We start from the raw sequence: 19503 nt of genomic DNA on the forward strand, positions 1-19503 counted from the left end.
AAAAGGGATTGCAAATGAAGAAAGGAATTATAAGGGGTTTTGTTTCACGTCTCATCCTTCTGACTCTGTGTTTTTCCTGTTTTCTGTTTCCGACTGCTGCGCTCTCTGCGAGTTACCCGCAAGGGGTCGCCCAACCCAGTTTGACTCCCCTCACCCTAGAACTGCTACAAGAACGATTGCGATCGCCCCTTCCCAGTGAAGGCACTCGGATTTTGGATTTGAGACGAATGGCGATCGACCTGCGTCCCGAAAATGCCGCCTTTCGCGATCAGTTTTATAGTCTGGTGCAGTCTCAGTTACAAAAGCCAGGATTGCCTCTGGGACTCGATTTGAGCTATTCGCAGATCGAGGGAGACTTTGTGGTTAGCAAATTGGGGCTACGGGCACCGCTGTATGGAGATGCGCTATCGCCGATCTTTACGTCCGCCGAAAAAACTCAGTTGCAGCGCGATCGTCGTCGGCTGTCTCGGCTCAGTACGCTGTCTCAGTCGCTGTTGTTGACTCCTAGAGGAAATTTGCAGGTGCCTCCCGCTCAGATTTCGGTGTTTCGCGGGCCGATCAAGTTGGTGCAGTCTCGACTAAATGGATTCGCAGATTTCACCAACACCTTCTTTCTCAATCGGCTAGAGGCGCAAGGGATTCAGCTTCCGGCGGGGGCAGATTGGTCACAGGGGCGGTTTAGTTTGCCCGTGAGTTTTGCGAGTGGCAATTTTGGGCGAGAAACCCAGTTTCGCAACAGCATCTTTTTTGGCAAAGCAGAATTTAGTCAAGTGCAGTTTCGCGGCGATGTGAACTTTCAAAGCAGCGAATTTTTGACGACCGCCAACTTCAATCGATCGACCTTCTATCAACCTGCAAACTTCACTCGTGTCCAGTGGCAAGGCAACGTCGATTTTGCTCAGACACGCTGGCGAGAACAGACTTTGTTTAGTAAAGATAAGTTTAATCAATCGCTATTTTTGACCGATGCTACTTTTGAGAAAGCCGCTTTTTTTCGAGAAGTTCAGTTCAATCGACCCGTCAATTTGCGGGGAGCTTCGATTCTCGATCGTGCCGATTTTAGCTATTCTAGTTTCTCCAAAAGCGCCTATTTAAATGTTCCGGGACTGCGGTTTGATTCAGATAAAGCTAAAATTCTCGGCGATCCAGGGCAAATTGGGCGAGTGCTATCTGTTCCGACGCTGCAAAGTAACGAGAATCTACTGCGAGAACTGGTGAGAAACTTTCGGCGATTAGAACAAATTTCTGACGCAAATCAGATCGACTACACGACGCAAGTCTTACGATCGCGCCAGCTTCGACAGCGACTTTTGGGCACCAATCTCAACACCGCTACGCTCACCGATTTAACTAACATTGGCTTTCGTAAAAATCAGGCCACTGCTATTCTCGATCGCCGCGCCACCCAGCTTTTTCGCAATCCCTCCGAGCTTCTCAGCGTCAACGAAGTCGATTTAGCCACTTACATTAATGTGCGCGATCGTGTCATCGCCGCCGAACCGCTTCCTCCCTTATTAGCGTTCGCAAATCGATTTGTGATTGCATTCAACTGGCTATCTCTCACACTGTTACTATTACTGTGTCGAGACGGGACGAGTTTTTGGTTAATCTTTGGCGTTGGATTGGTTACGGTTGCCTACTTTAGTTTGTTGTTTTGGTTTCTCGATCGCTGGCGTAGACGTTACCCAAAACCAATTTTGCCCACCTGGGGAGAATTTTTGTGTGTGATCGCGCTGGCAACTTTGCTCAATCTAGGGGGCCTGACGGCCATCTTTCGGACTGCCGATCGCCCCTGGATGACGTTGGGCTGTTGGGCGATCGTCACCTTACCGATACCGCTGTTTTTGCTAATTTTGCTGCTGCGTCAGGGTCGCTATCACGCGCTCATGGAAACCAGCTACTTTGTTGAAGAAGGCACCTTGCGACAACTGCGCGTCTTGATTGGCAGACTCCCCATCATTCCTCGTGAACAACTGTTTCGCGATCGCTACCTGCCCATCTTGTGGCAGAGCCGCTGGAACTGGCTCAATTATTTTGATTTTAGCTTCAACAATTTTTTGCGATTTGGGTTCAATGACATCCGATTACGCGATGAATCTTTGCCCAGTTTGGTCACTGCGATCGTCTGGTATCAATGGAGTTTAGGAACGCTCTACATCGCCCTACTGCTATGGACGCTCTCTCGCACCATTCCAGGTCTAAACTTATTAATCTACTTCAAATAAATCCCTGACTCCTGATAGATGACAAATGACTGTAATTTTTTGCTAATAAAATAATCAGTTGTCCGCTGCCAACGTTTTCTCAAAGTTGAACTGCAATGACTCAAAAGCTTCAAATTTCTCAAGATCATCCAGTTTTCTCGGACAACTTAGGGAAAGATTGTTAACATCTGCGTTGATCAGCCAGGTTTAACCTGATCAAAAGAGTGCAGAATTTGTTTTATTGCCTACAATTAAATTCCGAATTATTACAGAGTTATTTTCCGTCGATCGTCTCCATTGGTGTGTGTTGAGGAAGCCCGTGAAAAGCCCGAATAAACGTCCTGTTTCGTCTAAAAAAGCCCCGTCAAAGCCCCAAAAATCTGCCAAACCTGGAAGCGTCAAGCTGATTTGGCTTCTGCTTTGTCTGACGGGTGTAGCCATGCTTTCTGCGACCGCAGGCGCTTTACTCGCCGTCTCGCTTGCCAGTACACCCTTGATGCAGCGACAACTGAGTCCTTCTGAAGCGTCCATTTTTGGCAAGGGCGATCGCTTTTCTAGCCGCTCCAATCTCAAACTCCCAGAACTGACTCGCCCGGTCAATATTCTCATTCTCGGCGCAAAAGTCCTGACCACAGATGTCAACAATCCGCCACCAGAAACTCAAAAGCTCCGCTATCAAGCCCTGGTCAACTCCTTTGATGGCTTGACGGATGTGATGCTGTTGTTGAGGTTTGACCCAGAAACCAAAAAATTTGTTGTATTGTCCATTCCTAGAGACACGCGCACCTACATTCCTGATCACGGAGTTCGCAAAATCAACGAAGCCAACGCCGATGGTGGCCCCGCCCTAGCAGCCCGATCGGTCAGCGAATTGATGGGAGGCGTGGGCATCGATCGCTATGTGACGATCAACGTGCAGGGGGTGCAAGCCCTGATTGATGCCTTGGGTGGGGTGACGGTCTACGTGCCCAAAGACATGAAATATAAGGACGATAGTCAGCATCTTTATGTCAACCTCAAAGCCGGAAGACAACACCTCAATGGCGATCAGACCCTACAACTGCTGCGATTCCGCTATGACGAAAATGGCGATATTGGTCGCATCCAACGTCAGCAAATGGTGATGCGGGCCCTGATGGAGCAAGCCCTTAACCCGACCACTGTCGCCCGTGTTCCCAAGCTGCTTTCGGTGATTCAAACTCACATCGACACCAACCTGACCGTCGAAGAACTCGTTGCCCTGAGTGGCTTTGCATCCCAGGTAAACCGCTCCAACACCAAAATGCTAATGGTGCCCGGAGAGTTTAGTGCACCTGGAGAATATGATGCCAGCTATTGGCTGCCGCACCCCGCTAAGATTCAATCCCTCGTTTCACAGCATTTTGACTTTGGCGCACCCAGCCTCACCGAAGACACGCCTGCGTCGCTCAGAGTCGCCATTCAAGACAGTACCAAGCAAGAAAAAGGGGTGCAGAAGGTGCGAACTGCGCTCCGGGCAGACGGGTTTGACAACGTGTATCTAGGCAACCCCTGGACAGAGCCGCTCAGTGTGACGCGCATTGTGGCGCAGCAGGGAGATGTGATCGGGGCGGAGGCGGTACGACGTTCTCTCGGCTTTGGTGAAGTTCGGATTGAGAATACGGGCGACATCGAATCAGATGTAACGATTCAATTAGGGAAAGATGCCCTCCAACCCCTTAAAAAGGTGCCACCCAAAGCCACCTCCGTTAAGGAGTAATTGTCTACCCTTTCCCTGGGTGCTTTCTACCACACGCTCGAATTTACTTAAGAGGGCGATCGCAATCTCAAGTCATCAATCCCCTCTCTAACGTAAGCTCGATAGCGTTTCGCTGTTCTGTCTCGACCCCAATTTTAGAAGACTGTTAAACGAGATTTTCGGTTCAAAATCCTCCACGTCATGTCAGTTTGACAAAATTTTTTCGCTTTGGTGCTGAAATCTTTTGCCCCCCCATTTTGCTGCCGTGTACACACACGTCGATCGATCTGTCATTGCTGAGATCCTTCGCCCCCTAAATCCCCCAAAAATGGGGGACTTTGAGCCGTCGTCATGGCTTTGAACTTTGGAAATCTTTCCTTGGTCAAAGTCCCCCAGACTGGGGGATTTAGGGGGCTGAAGCCGCCTGAAACGAAGCGACAACGACTTGTGTGTACACGGTAGCCAATTTTGGGGGACTTTCGGAGAAAAGCTTTAGTGCAAAGTCCCTTACGGGTGAAGGATTTAAGAAGCAACCCGATCTACCACCAAAGCGAACACTTTCATCGAATTCACGATCGCTCAGGAGAATTTAGGGCGCATTTCCGGATTGGCAGTCTCTTGTCGGTATCTCGAAGCGCACGAAGTGAAAAGTTTTATCGAATTTGCAGTCCCATAGACCTTGAACAATTACACCTGCTAAGGAGTCCCTTTTATGGTTTGGCACACGTTTAACAAGGCTTCCTCAGCCGTCTCTCGATCGCCGCTCACAAAAATTCGTTCTCACCAGCTTCACGGCGTGTGGGTAGGTTTGGCGGCTTCGATGCTTTGTATGATTGGAGGCTGTACCGCTTCTAAACCACAGGCATCCGCTCCAGTTCCCTCTGCGACGGCATCTCCTACAACACCCGCAGTTGAGCCATCTGTGTCGCCGTCTGAGCCTCCAGCAGTTCCGTCTGCGTCACCTTTGACAACTCCCCTGCCTGAAGGCGAGGGGATTCTTGGTTCGTCGGGATAGCTCATGCTACTTGCCCTCCCCAAAATTCACTGCGATGTGCCCCACCGCTGTATATCCACGTTGCAGCACTACTTGTGCGGCTGCGACATCTCGATTTGTTTCATACCCGCACTCAGGGCATTTATGAACACGCTCAGATAGCTCCTTCTTGCCTGTATGCGTCTGGCATCTAGGGCAAGTTTGGCTCGTTCCATTTGGATCTACTTTGGCGAAGTATGCTCCTCTCTTGAAGCAAACATGATTCAAGATGTTGAGAAACTGCCCAAAACCAGCATCCAATGTGTGTTTGCACAGCATTCCTGCTGACATTGCCTTGAGGTTTAAGTCCTCAGCAAATACGGTTTGCCCCTGGTCGCATAAATGATGAGCGGTTTTGAAATGAAAGTCTTTGCGACTATTCGAGACGTATTCGTGGTGTTTAGCAATTTGATGTTGCAGTTGACGAGACTTTCTAGAACCCTTTTTCTTGCGCTTCAGTTGACGTTGCAGCGATTTCAGCTTGCTTTGTCCATCCACAAAGAATCGAGGTCTATCGATCAACTCGCCGTCAGACGTTGCTAGAAAATGTTCCAGACCTAAATCAATTCCCAATCCATGACCTGATGGCGAGGCTTGAGGGACTTCGACATCGCACTGCAAAGTAAGCATGGCATAGTAGCCAGATGCTCGTTTCACAACGCGAATTTGCTTGACCTCAAAACCATCAGGAATAGGGCGCGACAGGTGCATTTTGACGGGGCCAATCTTTGGTAGATTGACCCAATCAACACCATCAAACCGTTTTACAGACTCTAGATTCAATTGCGGAAACACAAAGGAGCGCATCCGTTTTTTGAATCTAGGGAAACCGTGACCCCGATCCCACATCGCCACAAATGCAGCCTCTAATTGCCGCAACACTTGTTGCAAAACATGAGTATGAGGTAGTTTCAATCCAGGAATTGATTTCTTTGCGTCTGCCAGTGTTTTGCACTGACGGGCAAAGGTCGGACGTGGCGCATCGGCAGGGATGATGTACTCCTGCTTGATGCTGCACGAGTTGATATCACACTTGCGAGAATTAATCCTTGCGTTCTCGCAGTGCAAAGTTGTAGACCTTGCGACAAATTTCTAGCCAGTGGTCGAAGGCTTCGCGCTGCGCGTCGGTCGGAATGAGCTTGTATTCGTAAGTGAGATTCAGCATACAGCCATTATACTCATTGTCTGAATAAACGTATACCTGTTTATTCAAAATCCTCGATGACGCTTTTGATCCTGTTTGGCTAAGGCTTGAAAGCCGCCCTAAAAGTGCGGGGCTTGAGTCCCATTTATTTGGTCAGCACGCCAAACCCTACTTCCCAAGCCTCGATTAAGCCAGATGCGACTGGTAATGTGGCTTTAGCAGATGGACGAGTTACCTTTGCATTGCCACCTGGATTTACCCAGTTGACCGCCCAAGAAATTGCCACCAAGTTTCCCAAAACCGGAAGCCCACCCAAATATGCCTATGGCAACGATCGCCGCACCGTTACAGTCGCCGTCACCTTTTCAGAGGCTAATGTAAAACCCCAGCAGCTACCTGAGTTAAAAACCGCACTGCGTCAAGCGATCGGAAAATCGCTCCCCAACCTGCAATGGATTAGTGATGAAATGACCACGATCAACAACACGCCCTGGGTGCATTTTGAGTTTATCAATCAAGCGATCGATACCAAAGTTCACAACGACACTTATTTCACGTCATTTGATGGCAAGATGATGGGCTTTAACTTTAATTCAGTCGTCGCTGAACAGGATGCAGTGCGCGCAGAGTTGCGTAAGACACGGGACTCGATCGTGATTCGTTAGGCTCAAGCTGGTTTCAGTCGATCGTAAATGATGGTTTTAGTTGGCTAGCAATCAACAAAATAATCAGAAAACTTTGCGATCGACTGAGTTTTTCTACTTTGTCTTTCTACTTCACACTCAATAAAGCTCATTTTTTGACAGTTTCTCTAGCCAATTCATTGCATAATTGAGGGCGGATCAGACCACGCTTGAGGAGTTGCCCATGAGTTATCGCATGAATCGCCGCGCCTATGCTGAGACCTATGGCCCGACGGTGGGCGATCGCATCCGATTAGCCGATACTGACCTGATTATTGAAGTCGAACAAGATCACACTACCTACGGCGATGAGGTAAAGTTTGGCGGTGGAAAGGTGATCCGCGATGGCATGGGGCAGTCTCCGATCACGAACGAAGCGGGTGCCGTTGATGCGGTGATTACCAATGCGCTAATTCTCGACTGGTGGGGCATCGTCAAAGCAGATGTGGGCATCAAAGATGGAAAAATTGCCGCGATCGGAAAAGCTGGCAACCCCTATATTCAAGACAATGTGACGATCGTAATTGGCCCCGGCACCGAAGCGATCGCCGGAGAAGGACTGATCCTGACGGCAGGCGGCGTAGACACTCACATTCACTTTATTTGCCCGCAACAGATCGAGGTCGCGATCGCGTCTGGAATCACAACCATGATCGGAGGCGGAACTGGCCCGGCAGCAGGAACAAGCGCCACAACTTGCACCCCCGGCCCGTGGAATCTTTACCGCATGTTGCAGGCTGCTGAAGCTTTTCCGATGAACCTGGGATTCTTAGGCAAAGGCAACACCAGCCAACCCGCCGCCCTCGAAGAACAAGTAAAAGCGGGAGCGATGGGCTTAAAGCTGCACGAAGATTGGGGAACCACACCTGCGGCGATCGATACCTGTTTGAGCGTTGCCGACGAATACGATGTTCAGGTGGCCATCCACACCGACACGTTGAATGAAGCGGGATTTGTCGAAGATACGATCGCTGCCTTCAAAAATCGCGTCATTCACACCTATCACACCGAAGGCGCAGGCGGAGGACATGCCCCTGACATCATCAAAGTTTGTGGTGAAGCGAATGTGTTGCCGTCTTCGACCAATCCGACGCGACCTTATACTTTAAACACGCTAGACGAACATTTGGATATGCTGATGGTCTGTCACCACCTCGATCCCAGCATTCCAGAAGACGTCGCGTTTGCAGAATCGCGAATCCGAAGAGAAACGATCGCCGCCGAAGATATTCTTCACGATTTGGGCGCGTTTAGTATGCTGTCGTCTGACTCACAGGCCATGGGACGAATCGGAGAAGTCATCATTCGCACCTGGCAAACGGGACACAAAATGAAAGTGCAACGGGGCGCACTGGCCGAGGATTCGTCACGCAACGATAATCACCGAGCCAAACGCTACATTGCAAAATATACGATCAATCCGGCGATCACTCATGGGATTGCTGCCCACGTCGGATCGATCGAGGTTGGAAAGCTGGCAGACCTTTGCTTGTGGCGACCAGCGATGTTTGGAGTCAAGCCAGAAATGGTGATCAAAGGCGGCTTGATTGCCTGGTCACAGATGGGAGATGCTAACGCCAGTATTCCCACACCGCAACCTGTTCATATGCGTCCGATGTTTGGCAGTTTTGGGGGAGCGATCGCCGCCACATCTCTCACATTCCTGTCTCAGGCAGCGATCAAAAAAGGGGTTCCTGAAAAGCTAGGTCTGCAAAAGCAAGCCGTAGCGGTGTCAGGCATTCGCAAACTCACCAAGCGAGACATGAAGCTTAACGATGCACTCCCTCATATGGAAGTTGATCCTGAAACTTATGAAGTTCGGGCTGACGGTGAACTATTAACTTGTGAGCCTGCCACTGTGTTACCGATGGCGCAGCGATATTTTCTGTTTTGAGGCAGCTTCGATCGGAGCGGGCGGCTATATCAGTCCTAAATCAGTTGCAAGAATCTTCAAGGGCGGGTTGTTAGTCATTACTTCTTAGCCATCGATTTACTAATCATTGCATCCGGCTACCTGAATCATTACCAAACGGAGATTTACCATGTCTAAACCTGTTTCTAAATCTGTTCATCAAGCTGTGCAAAACTTCTTGACTATCATGGCAAAACAGGGCGACAAACGGGCGATCGCGGCTCTCCAAACTATAGATGATATTGACGTGATCGACACGGGCGAAACGGTGGATGTGCAGATGATTGTCGATCAGCCCGATGGCGAATTTGTTGTCACAGAACATGGAGCTAGTTTTTTGCCAAAGTCGGATGAGGGATGAGGGATGAGGGATGAGGGATGAGGGATGAGGGATGAAACTTCCTGGGCATTGACTCTGGTGACCGAACGACTGATTCTTCGTCCTCAGCAGGCGAGTGATTATCAGGATTGGTATGCTGATTTTGCTGGTCGATCGCCGAGTCAACACCCGTATGATGAGGGGTTAGTGAGCTTGGAGCATTGCGATGGAGCATGGTTTGCAAAGCTGTGTCAGCACCATCAACAGGAAGCGACCTGACATAGCAGTTGTAAATCAGTTGTGAAAATACTTGAAACAGCCGTTTCAAAGTCCCCCAAAATGGGGGATTTAGGGGGCGAGGATCTGTATCAGTAACTAGTGGATTTGGTATTAGCCATTCATTGACGACCAACCACTAACCACTTATGACTAACCACTCATGACCAACTACCGAATTCTCACAACCTAAATAGGATATCTACCGCAAAATCCTTTGTCAGTCCGATCGCTAGAAATTTGGTAGTATGGGCGAACTATGAAAAAGTCTGCCGCCTTACTTCCACTACCGATCCTGGATCTACGAGGAAAGATTATTTTGGGGATTGATCCCGCGATCGCCACGATCGGGTATGGGGCAATTCGAGATGAAACGGTTCTCGATTATGGGGTGATTGTGACTCCTGCCAACACGCCCACTTACAAACGATTGCAGCAGATTCATGACGACGTGCGAGAACTCTGTCAGATGCTCAAACCTGATGTGGTAGCGATGGAGATGCCGTTCTTTGCGCGAGAAAATACCAATGCGGGTAAAGTGCTGCGTGCCCTGGGCGTGATCGAGCTTGCGCTGGCAGAAAGTGGCTTAGAAGAACCCGTCTTTCTCCATCAGTCCCAGGTCAAATCAGCCGTGGCTAAATATGGAGCAGATAAGTCAGAAATTCAACAAGCTGTGATGATGATTTTTAACTTGTCAGAGATTCCTAAACCTGACGATGCCGCCGATGGATTAGCGATCGCTTATGCCGCTCAAACCGGGGCACGGGCAAACGTTCGATAAAAGAATGTGACTCTCCTAGAACGTCAAACCGAAGTTCGTTAAAGTCCCTCAGAATGGGCAGCTTGGGGGCAAAAGCCCTCAAAATCGAAGCGAAAAAACTCCATCGAATCCACGTCAGTCAAAGTTTCTAAGGACGGATCAGGTTTGAGCGATCTCTTTGAGCTACCCGTGAGGAGTCGCGCTTCTTAAGTGATTCATGTAGCATTGTATGATCCGTTGCTTGCAGCATTTCTTTTAAGACAACGCTGCGGTTTCTACCTTTTCTTTTGGCCTGGTAGAGTGCTTTGTCTGCCGCAGCAATTAGCATTGACGAATTGGTTTCGAGAGCGGGAATGAGACTGGTCACGCCAACGCTGATCGTCACATGCTCACAAACTTGAGAATTGACATTGACAAGCTGCAACGCTTTTACCTGAGCGCAAATTTTTGCTGCCACTTTTGCCGCTCCTGCTGCATGGGTATTGGGCAATATCACTGCAAATTCTTCTCCACCGTAGCGGGCCGTCAAATCTCCTGATCGCTTCACCGCCGATCGAATCGCCTGAGCAACTTGATGGAGACAGCGATCGCCCGCCGGGTGCCCATAGGTGTCGTTGTAGGCTTTGAAGTAATCGATATCGCACAATATCAAAGATAGAGGCTGTTTTTCTCGCCTCATGCGCTGCCATTCTTGACTGAGATAGTCATCAAACCAGCGACGATTGGCTACTTGAGTGAGATCATCGATCCAGGCCAGTCGCTTTAATACCTGATTGGTTTCTTCAAGGTGCTGACACAAAAGCGCTTGCTGTTGTTGAAGCTGAAATTGCCCGATCAGACGCTGCATACGCTGCCGCAAAACCGCCCAGTGAATCGGCTTGGTAATAAAATCAGTGGCTCCAACCTCAAAGGCGCGATCGACCGAGGCGCGATCTTCGAGTCCTGTAATCATCAGCACAGGGGCCGCATGATTGCCAGGAAGGGCACGTAGAGCCGCACAACAGGTAAATCCATCCATGACGGGCATGAGCGCATCCATCAACACGATGTCAGGCTTTAGGCGAGTATAAAGATCGAGACATTGCATTCCATCAGTGACTTCGACGACTTGATACTGTTCTTGCTCTAAAGCATGTCTTAGTTGAAATCGAGTCAGTCGATCGTCATCGACAATTAGCACAAGAGGGGCTTCTTGATTAAACTTGATCACGTTCGGGTTTAGCCTCTAGAACGTTAGGTGAATAGGAGATGAGTTCAATTGACAGAGATTAAGCGACTATAGCTATCCGTTTGAGTTGTCAGAATTCGGTGGTTAGCGGTCAATCAAAGGTTGAGAACTAAGAACCTACCCTTTGAAGACTTTCACAAACAATTCAGGATTGCTATAGATCAGTAGACCTACATTCATCAGTAAGTGTTACAGAGATATCTAAGGTTATTGAGTATCTCATCGCACCTAATTCTAAATCATAATACGGAGGGAATCATGAATAAAATCTGTACTTCTGAAGAGAATCCACTGAGAAGACTGCGAATTAGTTCGTCTTGTTTATACCATCAGAATGAAAGATAACGACCATAATACTGAGTATCTCGCTGATAGAGAATAATAAGTAAGCTGACCGTTATAACCCTTAATTTAAGAGAACAATGGTACATATTTCATTACACAGGCAACAGGCGATTTCTCCATTTCCAGCTTTTTGCTAAACTAATGAGAATATTTGCTAAAAGCTAATAGAAGACTTATGCTGCTAAAGGTTATCTGACTGCAATTTATCGATTGACTTTCGGTTGCAAAAAACGTCGTACGCGATCGCCCATGTCGAACTCTAAATTGGAAAAACTAAATCGCCGTCAGCTATTGCAGTGGGGATTGTTGGGAGGTGTCGGACTTGCAGGGTCAGCGATCGCCCTTCAGCAGTGGCAGCGCCAAACCCCAAACAAAACAGTCACCATCCCGCCGCTCCCGCATTCTTCTACCGAAACGACTCCGCTCACCGTACTGCGCGACTTTGACTATGGCACCGTCACTCAAGAAAATGGGCGCACCGTGCGAGAGTTTCGGGTCGAAGCGCAGACCTCCCCGATCAAACTGGACAACGCTCACACCTTCATCACCTGGAATTTGAATGGACGAGTTCCCGGCCCGACGTTTCGAGCGACTGAGGGCGATCTGATTCGGGTGATTTTTTACAACAAAGCGGGGCATTCTCACTCGCTGCATTTTCATGGCTATCACGCGGCCGACATGGATGGCATCAAGCCGATTCGCAACAATGGCGTGATGATTTATGAGTTTGACGCTGCGCCATTTGGAGTGCATCTCTATCACTGTCACGTTGCCCCGGTGACTCGACACATCGGTAAAGGGCTGTATGGCATGTTTATTATCGATCCGCCTCAGCCTCGTCCACCTGCGGATGAAATGGTGCTGATTATGGCGGGCTATGACGTGAACAACGATCAAAAAAACGAACTGTATGCCTTCAATGGGTTGCCTCACTACTACATGCATCATCCGATTCCGATTCAGCAAGATCAGCTGATTCGCCTCTATGTGCTGAATATGATTGAGTTTGACCCTGTGGCCACGTTTCACCTTCACGCCAATTTGTTTCGCATCAATCGGACTGGGCGATCGCTTGAAGCCACCGAGGAAACCGACGTAATCACAATGGGAACCGCAGAACGACACATTCTAGAATTTAGCTTTGCTAAACCAGGCAAATTTATGTTTCACCCCCATCAAGACGCGATCGCCGAAGCGGGCTGTATGGGCTTGTTTGACGTGATCGCAACCAAAACTTGAATCGTTAAGCTTTTGGGAAACTTTCGCAGAAAGGTACAAAAACCAATTGACAAGAGCGATCGCAAGCCGTCAGAATAAGCCTCACCCGCTAACAAAAATAATTCGCATTAAGTCTGCCTGATGTGGAGCCATCCGCTTCCCAGCTTTTCTCGCGTCCCAAAAATCATTTGGAAATGACCTATGCCTGTTCTTCGCTTTCTGGCGCTTTTCTTCTCAGCCACCTTTTTATCAGTGTTGATTTCCTGTAGTACTCAGGCTCCTCCGACCGCTGTGGCCCCGTCGAGTCCTGCCCAGACGAGTAGTTCATCCTCGATGAGCGGCATGTCTCACAGCAACAAGCAAATCAATATCAACAGCGCGATTTTGTCTGAGTTAGACAAACTTGAAGCAAAGTTGGCCGTTCCGGGATTGTCTAATAAAATTCAGGCCAGTCGCCCCTACGGAAAAGTCGAAGAACTGGTGTCGAAGAATGTCATCAATCAAGCGCAATTTGATCAAGTTAAAGATTTGGTGACGATCGAAGATATTCAACTCACCGGAGAAGCGAAAGATGTCGATTACATGATCAAGTTGGGCTTGATGAAAGGGCACCTGATGGTTGCTAAAGAACTGCTTGATCTGCAAAAACCAGACCAGGCCGAACCTCATATTGGCCATCCAGTCGAAGAGATTTATGCAGATGTCGAAGATCAACTCAACGAACGCAACATCAAAGAGTTTAAAACGACATTAATTGCCCTTCAGGATTATGTAAAAGCTGGAGCCAAAGACGCAAATAAAGTCAGTAGTGAATTCAAAACTTCGATGCAGTCGGTAGAAGGGGCGATCGCGGCCCTGCCCGATACTCAGCGCAATTCTCCTAACTTTGTTTTGCAGGTGATCACTGGGTTGTTGGATGCAGCAAACTCTGAATACGGAGCGGCGATCGCGGATGGCAAAATTACTCAGGAGATTGAATATCAAGATTCTCGTGGGTTCGTGGTCTATGCCAATGAGCTTCACAAAGGGATTGCTTCTCAAATGACCAAAGACAATCCTGAAGCCGAGAAAGCGATCGCGACCACAATGACAGAACTGAGTCAAGCCTGGCCCGCCCCCCTGCCGCCTGCTGCCCCAGTCAAATCACCCGATGAAGTCTCTAAGCTCGTCAAAACGATCGAAATGAACGCACAGAAGTCGATCAAGTCCTGATTGGGGATAGCTTTCTGATTGACTAATCTGATTGACTAAACTTTCTGCTTCACGAAATTTGCCCCTCGACCGTCAAACCTCACCTCACCTCACCTCATGGACTTCAGTTCGGCTTTACCCACGTTTGTGATTACCCTGCGCGAAGGTGTTGAAGCGGCCCTCGTCGTTGGCATTGTGTTGGCTTACTTAAAAAAAGCGAAACAGCGACATTTGAATTCCTGGGTTTACGGTGGGGTGGCTGCGGGACTGGTGGCAAGCGCGATCGTCGGCGTTTTGTTTGGTTGGATGCTACAAAGTTTGGGATCGTCTGATCAAAAATATGCTCCCGTTTTGGAACCGTTGCTCGAAGGGGGGTTTAGCCTGCTGGCGATCGCCCTTTTGAGTTGGATGCTGATCTGGATGACGCAAAACGCCCGACACATGAAACAAACTGTGGAAGGGGCGATCGGCTCTGTTTTGACCACAGATGCGAGAGCGGGATGGGGCGTGTTTTCGCTGATTTTTTTTGCGGTGCTGCGAGAAGGGTTTGAGACGGTGTTGTTTATTGCCGCCAAATTTCAGCAGGGACTTGTGCCCGCTTTGGGAGCGATCGCCGGAATCATCGCCTCCGTGGGCATTGGCGCTTTACTTTTTAAGTGGGGCGTTAAGCTGAATCTCAGAAAGTTCTTTATGGTCATGGGTGCCCTACTGCTGCTGATCGTTTCAGGCTTGGTGGTGACGGCTCTAGGACACTTCGACACAGCGTTTAATACCCTGGCGCAACTCGATCGCAAATCACAATCGCTCTGCTTTTTTTACGAACGCTTCGCCAAACCGCTGGATCGAAACTGCATTCTAGGCCCGATGGTCTGGAATATGAGTAAAATATTACCGGACGATCGCTTTCCTGGCATTATCTTAAGTGCATTGTTCGGGTACACTCAACGGTTGTATTTTGTTCAAGCCCTGGGTTATGGAATTTTTCTAATTACCGTAGGTGGAATCTATTTCCAAAGCTTGTCCGGACGTGTCATCTTTCCATTCCAAAAAAATCGCGAGTCTGCTACAAAATAATTCACTCAAGCTAATAATTCCCATGCGAGAACTTGATGTCAAAGCCGCAACCAATTTGCTCAATTCCATAATGGAATCTGAACTATCTGGCGTGGTTCGCTATACTCACTACTCATTGATGGTCACAGGGCCGAATCGAATTCCGATCGTGCAGTTTCTCAAAGCCCAGGCCACAGAATCGCTGCTTCATGCTCAACAAGCTGGAGAAATTTTGACGGGATTAGAAGGACATCCGAGTTTGCGAATTGCACCGATCGAGGAAACTCACAAGCATTCAATCTACGACATTTTACTCGAAAGCTTGCACCACGAATCGAGCGCCCTGAGCTTATACAAAAATTTGCTCGAAGTCGTTGAAGATGCCAGCATTTATCTAGAAGAGTTTGCTCGAACGATGATCGGTCAAGAAGAACTACACGGCATGGAATTGAAGAAAATGCTGCGAGACTTCAGCCCGACTGGAAAGTAGAATTTGAGTTTGAGAAATTTTACTGATTGCTAATCTGTCTATTTAGCGATCTAGCTACCGTTGTAAAAACAAAACCTACAGCGTTTTCGGATCTGTGATCTGGCTTGTCATTCTCTACAAGGTCAAAGGCATCTCCATTCGCGTTATCATAAATGGAATTTGCGCCCCTTTATAGAGTCGATTATGCACCGTCTTGCGACCATTCCCGGAGGTTGGAACCCATCAGCAGAGGGTGTGATCTTTGTCGAACAGCAACCCGCCCCGATCGTCTTCATTACCGCCGCTGACACCGACATTCAAACCCTTGCGGCCGCTGTCACTCAGTTACCTGAAGGCTTCCCCGCCCTGCGCGTGGTCAATTTACTTCAGCTACAACAACAACTGACGATCGACACCTACGCCGAAGAGGTGTTGAGTCAGGCTCAGGTGATGATTGTGCGGGTGATTGGGGGGCGATCGTACTGGAGCTATGGGTTAGAAGTGGTTGAGGAAACGGCACAGCAGACGGGTGCAAAATTAATTATTCTGCCGGGTGATGAGCGTCCTGATCCCAATCTCACCAGTCATTCAACGGTTTCTCTAAGCGAAAGTAATCAAGTTTGGCAATACCTCTTAGAGGGCGGCCCTGACAACTATTGCAATCTTTTGAAATTCATTTCAACTAACTATTTACAACAAAAATATTCGTTTTCTCTCCCTAAATCGGTTCCTCGAATTGGCGTTCGTCAGTGGCAAAAACGAACCAAAAAATCAGAAGTCGGAATCTTATTTTATCGCGCTCATTATCTTGCGGGAAACACAGCCGTTATTGATGCCTTATGTGAATCTTTAGCCCAAAGAAACCTATCGCCAATTCCCATCTTTGTTTCGTCATTGCGCGAACCCGCCGTTCAGAGAGCGCTGCTTAAATATGGTCGGCACCTTGATTTATTGCTGAATACAACCAGCTTTTCACTCGCTCGATTAGACACCGAAACACCTCAAGTCGAATTGTGGGAGCAGTTGAATGTTCCGGTGCTGCAAGTGATTTTGAGCGGCGGAACTCAAGAACAGTGGGCAGCCGGATTTCAAGGATTGGCACCCAAAGATATGGCGATGAATGTCGCACTCCCCGAAGTGGACGGAAGAATCATCACAAGAGCCGTTTCCTTTAAGTCAGTCGAAACTCAGAACGCTCGCCTACAGACCGATGTAGTGGTTTATGAACCGATCGCCGATCGCATTCAATTTGTGTCTGACCTGGCAGCGAATTGGGTAAAACTGCGACAAACTTCGCCTAAAAATCGAAAAATTGCGCTGATTTTAGCTAACTATCCCAATCGAGATGGGCGGTTAGCCAATGGGGTCGGTTTGGATACTCCAAATAGCTGTCTCGAAATTCTCAAAGCCCTCAAACTTGCCGGATATTCAGTCGAAAATATTCCCAAAAACGATCAAGAATTGATTCAATTACTAACAGTAGGCGTAACGAATGATCCCGAAGGTCGATCGCTGAGAAAAGTGCGGCAGTCTCTCTCATTAAAACAGTATCAATCTTATTTTGAGCAGTTACCGATCGCCATTCAAACAGGTGTCAATACTCGCTGGGGAAACCCTTCAGAACCAACCTTTCCGATTTCAGGAATTCAGTTAGGAAATGTGTTTGTCGGTATACAACCTGCGCGAGGCTACGATCGCGATCCTGCTCTCAATTACCACGCGCCTGATCTCGAACCTACCCATGATTATTTTGCGTTTTATCACTGGGTGAGATCCGAATTTGGAGCAGGGGCGATCGTGCATGTCGGCAAACACGGCAATCTAGAATGGCTCCCCGGAAAAAGCGTGGCACTTTCTGAGAACTGCTATCCCGAAGCGGTTTTTGGGGCAACTCCTCATCTCTATCCGTTCATCGTCAACGATCCCGGCGAAGGATCTCAAGCCAAACGACGCGCCCAGGCTGTGATTCTCGACCATCTAACGCCTCCCATGACTCGTGCCGAACTCTATGGAAATTTGCACCAGCTAGAAGGGCTAATCGACGAATATTACGAAGCGCAAACGCTCGATCCGGCTCGACTGGGACTGGTTCGCGATCGCCTTACTCAATTAATTTTACAAGAAAATCTCGACCAGGATTTAGGCATCGATCGTTCAACTTTAGATGACTCCACTTTGGCAGCCTTTCTCAAAACCGCAGACGGCTATCTCTGTGAATTGAAAGAAGCCCAAATTAGAGATGGTTTACACATTTTTGGTCAGTGTCCCCAGGGTAGACAACTCTGCGATTTGACGGTGGCGATCGCTCGCAATCCCAATGCCAATCGATTAGGACTGACTCGTGCGATCGCTCAAGACTGGCAGCTAGACCTAGATCCCCTCACGGCTGACCTGGGTGAATCAGTGATCACGTCTCATCCCAAACTTGATCACTGTCAGATTGTCGGTGATGTTGTAGAAGTGATTGAACTTTATGCCGCAGAACTAATCACCCAACTGATTCAAAAATCTGAAATTTCTGTTATTGGAACTGCTACAGATCAAGAATTGAATTGGATTCGCGATCGCTTGCTTCCAGCATTACAGAAAACCGATCAAGAAATCATCAATCTGTTACGAGGATTAGACGGGAAGTATATTCCTAGCGGTGCTTCGGGTGCTCCCACTCGCGGTAGACCAGATGTTTTACCGACGGGACGAAACTTTTACTCAGTTGACATTCGAGCCATTCCCACAGAGACGGCCTGGGAGATTGGCAGAAAAGCCGCTGAGACGTTGGTAGAGCGATACACCCAGGAAAATGGTGAATATCCCAAAACATTAGGATTGTCCGTTTGGGGCACGTCTACCATGCGAACGGGCGGCGACGACCTTGCAGAAGCCCTCGCATTACTGGGAGTCAAACCAATTTGGGATGGCGTTTCCCGACGGGTGATTGACTTTGAGATTTTGCCGCTTTCTAGTCTCGATCGTCCCCGTGTCGATGTAACGCTCAGAATTTCTGGCTTCTTTCGCGATGCCTTTCCCAATTTGATCGATTTATTTGACAGTGCGGTGATTGCAGTCGCTCAACTAAAAGAATCCGCCGAACAAAATCCGCTATCACAAAAAGCAACACAAGAACGAATCTACTGGGAATCACAAGGAATACCCGCAAAAGAAGCAGAGGAGCGATCGCTGTATCGAATTTTTGGATCAAAGCCAAGTGCCTATGGTGCTGGACTACAGGGACTCATCGAGGGACAAAATTGGACAGACGACTCAGATCTCGCCCGCGCCTACATTGACTGGAGCGCCTACGCCTACACCCGCAAATCCCAAGGAACATCAGCCCCCGAAGCCTTCCATCAGCGCTTGAATAATATGCAAATTGTGTTGCAAAATCAGGACAATCGAGAGCATGATCTCTTAGATTCTGACGATTATTACCAGTTTCAGGGCGGCTTGACGGCTGCGGTACGATCGCTTTCTGGCACCTCACCCCAAACCTATTTTGGAGACAATTCTCGCCCAGAGCAGCCAAAAGTTCGCAAATTAGCCGAAGAAATTACCCGTGTTTATCGGACTAGAGTGGTCAATCCCAAGTGGATCGAGGGGGCAATGCGGCATGGCTACAAAGGTGCGTTTGAGATGGCAGCTACATTGGATTATTTGTTTGCCTACGATGCAACAACCAACTGCGTTCAAGATTTCATGTATCAAGGGGTTGCAGAGGCTTACTTATTTGATCGTCCCGTTCAAGAGTTCATTCAACAAAACAATCCCTGGGCATTGCGAGACATTGCAGAACGACTACTCGAAGCGCACCAGCGAGGATTATGGGAAAACGTCCCCGACGCGACGATCGACCAACTACGCGCCTTAGCCCTAGAAGCAGAGGGAGCGATCGAGACTCAAATATCCTGATGCATCAAAACGCTGTGGAAGGGGCGTTGCTAAATCAACGTGGAT

General features: G+C 48.6%; 16 protein-coding genes. 12 read left to right on the top strand and 4 right to left on the bottom strand.

Going from position 1 to position 19503, the window contains the following annotated elements; genetic code table 11:
* Positions 1-14 precede the first annotated feature (14 nt).
* Together ACKFKH_RS18390 and ACKFKH_RS18395 are read left to right on the top strand one after the other, a co-directional pair.
* A complete protein-coding gene (locus tag ACKFKH_RS18390) occupies positions 15-2225 on the top strand; it encodes a pentapeptide repeat-containing protein (protein WP_446859782.1) in 2211 nt (736 codons plus the stop codon).
* A gap of 298 nt (positions 2226-2523) precedes the next feature.
* On the top strand, positions 2524-3942 hold the full coding sequence (locus ACKFKH_RS18395) for an LCP family protein (protein ID WP_446859783.1): 1419 nt from the start codon (positions 2524-2526) through the stop codon (positions 3940-3942).
* 768 nt (positions 3943-4710) lie between these two features.
* On the opposite strand, the gene ACKFKH_RS18400 is transcribed toward ACKFKH_RS18395, so the two are convergent.
* From ACKFKH_RS18400 to ACKFKH_RS18410, 3 genes are read right to left on the bottom strand one after another with little or no spacing between them, the layout of a single operon-like run.
* Positions 4711-4941 (bottom strand): hypothetical protein, encoded by a 231-nt coding sequence (locus ACKFKH_RS18400; protein ID WP_446859784.1) that lies wholly within the window; start codon positions 4939-4941, stop codon positions 4711-4713.
* Between the two features lies 1 nt (position 4942).
* Entirely contained in the window at positions 4943-6022 is a 1080-nt protein-coding gene (locus tag ACKFKH_RS18405) for an RNA-guided endonuclease InsQ/TnpB family protein (protein ID WP_446859785.1), read from the bottom strand.
* Positions 5997-6119: a helix-turn-helix domain-containing protein gene (locus ACKFKH_RS18410; RefSeq protein WP_446859786.1), complete on the bottom strand. Its 123-nt coding sequence runs from the start codon at positions 6117-6119 to the stop codon at positions 5997-5999. The genes ACKFKH_RS18405 and ACKFKH_RS18410 overlap by 26 nt, the downstream gene beginning before the upstream one ends.
* Before the next feature lie 86 nt (positions 6120-6205).
* Here ACKFKH_RS18410 and ACKFKH_RS18415 point away from each other — a divergent pair, with 86 nt between their 5' ends.
* The 5 genes from ACKFKH_RS18415 (at position 6206) to ACKFKH_RS18435 (ending at position 10069) form a co-directional block, all read left to right on the top strand.
* On the top strand, positions 6206-6763 hold the full coding sequence (locus ACKFKH_RS18415; protein WP_446859787.1) for a hypothetical protein: 558 nt from the start codon (positions 6206-6208) through the stop codon (positions 6761-6763).
* A gap of 202 nt (positions 6764-6965) precedes the next feature.
* Complete coding sequence (ureC, locus tag ACKFKH_RS18420) at positions 6966-8675, top strand: urease subunit alpha (protein WP_446859788.1); 1710 nt, start codon at positions 6966-6968, stop codon at positions 8673-8675.
* Between the two features lie 148 nt (positions 8676-8823).
* The gene (locus ACKFKH_RS18425) at positions 8824-9054 is read left to right on the top strand and encodes a hypothetical protein (protein WP_446859789.1); all 231 of its coding nucleotides are present in this window, start codon (positions 8824-8826) and stop codon (positions 9052-9054) included.
* A gap of 24 nt (positions 9055-9078) precedes the next feature.
* Positions 9079-9291, top strand: a complete 213-nt coding sequence (locus ACKFKH_RS18430) for a hypothetical protein (protein WP_446859790.1) — start codon at positions 9079-9081, stop codon at positions 9289-9291.
* Between the two features lie 256 nt (positions 9292-9547).
* Positions 9548-10069 (top strand): crossover junction endodeoxyribonuclease RuvC, encoded by a 522-nt coding sequence (locus ACKFKH_RS18435; protein ID WP_446859791.1) that lies wholly within the window; start codon positions 9548-9550, stop codon positions 10067-10069.
* A gap of 127 nt (positions 10070-10196) precedes the next feature.
* Here the strand turns inward: ACKFKH_RS18435 and ACKFKH_RS18440 are convergent, their stop codons facing one another.
* Positions 10197-11228, bottom strand: a complete 1032-nt coding sequence (locus tag ACKFKH_RS18440; protein WP_446859792.1) for a diguanylate cyclase domain-containing protein — start codon at positions 11226-11228, stop codon at positions 10197-10199.
* Positions 11229-11870: 642 nt separating this feature from the next.
* Here ACKFKH_RS18440 and ACKFKH_RS18445 point away from each other — a divergent pair.
* The 5 genes from ACKFKH_RS18445 to cobN all read left to right on the top strand — a co-directional run bounded on the left by ACKFKH_RS18445 (position 11871) and on the right by cobN (position 19458).
* On the top strand, positions 11871-12860 hold the full coding sequence (locus ACKFKH_RS18445) for a multicopper oxidase domain-containing protein (protein ID WP_446859793.1): 990 nt from the start codon (positions 11871-11873) through the stop codon (positions 12858-12860).
* A gap of 180 nt (positions 12861-13040) precedes the next feature.
* Positions 13041-14051, top strand: coding sequence for a helix-hairpin-helix domain-containing protein (locus tag ACKFKH_RS18450; protein WP_446859794.1), 1011 nt, complete (start codon positions 13041-13043; stop codon positions 14049-14051).
* A gap of 96 nt (positions 14052-14147) precedes the next feature.
* Positions 14148-15104, top strand: coding sequence for an FTR1 family iron permease (locus ACKFKH_RS18455; RefSeq protein ID WP_446859795.1), 957 nt, complete (start codon positions 14148-14150; stop codon positions 15102-15104).
* 22 nt (positions 15105-15126) lie between these two features.
* On the top strand, positions 15127-15573 hold the full coding sequence (locus ACKFKH_RS18460; protein ID WP_446859796.1) for a ferritin-like domain-containing protein: 447 nt from the start codon (positions 15127-15129) through the stop codon (positions 15571-15573).
* 183 nt (positions 15574-15756) lie between these two features.
* Positions 15757-19458: a cobaltochelatase subunit CobN gene (gene cobN / locus ACKFKH_RS18465; RefSeq protein ID WP_446859797.1), complete on the top strand. Its 3702-nt coding sequence runs from the start codon at positions 15757-15759 to the stop codon at positions 19456-19458.
* Positions 19459-19503: the final 45 nt, after the last annotated feature.

This window comes from Phormidesmis sp. 146-20 (assembly GCF_052939475.1).

Bases quoted from the DNA above. Each gene is read 5' to 3' on its own strand.
- ACKFKH_RS18455 (WP_446859795.1), top strand. From the start codon at position 14,148: ATGGACTTCAGTTCGGCTTTACCCACGTTTGTGATTACCCTGCGCGAA.
- ACKFKH_RS18460 (WP_446859796.1), top strand. From the start codon at position 15,127: ATGCGAGAACTTGATGTCAAAGCCGCAACCAATTTGCTCAATTCCATA.
- ACKFKH_RS18390 (WP_446859782.1), top strand. From the start codon at position 15: ATGAAGAAAGGAATTATAAGGGGTTTTGTTTCACGTCTCATCCTTCTG.
- ACKFKH_RS18430 (WP_446859790.1), top strand. From the start codon at position 9,079: ATGAGGGATGAAACTTCCTGGGCATTGACTCTGGTGACCGAACGACTG.
- ACKFKH_RS18450 (WP_446859794.1), top strand. From the start codon at position 13,041: ATGCCTGTTCTTCGCTTTCTGGCGCTTTTCTTCTCAGCCACCTTTTTA.
- ACKFKH_RS18400 (WP_446859784.1), bottom strand. From the start codon at position 4,941: ATGAGCTATCCCGACGAACCAAGAATCCCCTCGCCTTCAGGCAGGGGA.
- ACKFKH_RS18410 (WP_446859786.1), bottom strand. From the start codon at position 6,119: ATGCTGAATCTCACTTACGAATACAAGCTCATTCCGACCGACGCGCAG.
- ACKFKH_RS18435 (WP_446859791.1), top strand. From the start codon at position 9,548: ATGAAAAAGTCTGCCGCCTTACTTCCACTACCGATCCTGGATCTACGA.
- cobN (WP_446859797.1), top strand. From the start codon at position 15,757: ATGCACCGTCTTGCGACCATTCCCGGAGGTTGGAACCCATCAGCAGAG.
- ureC (WP_446859788.1), top strand. From the start codon at position 6,966: ATGAGTTATCGCATGAATCGCCGCGCCTATGCTGAGACCTATGGCCCG.
- ACKFKH_RS18445 (WP_446859793.1), top strand. From the start codon at position 11,871: ATGTCGAACTCTAAATTGGAAAAACTAAATCGCCGTCAGCTATTGCAG.
- ACKFKH_RS18425 (WP_446859789.1), top strand. From the start codon at position 8,824: ATGTCTAAACCTGTTTCTAAATCTGTTCATCAAGCTGTGCAAAACTTC.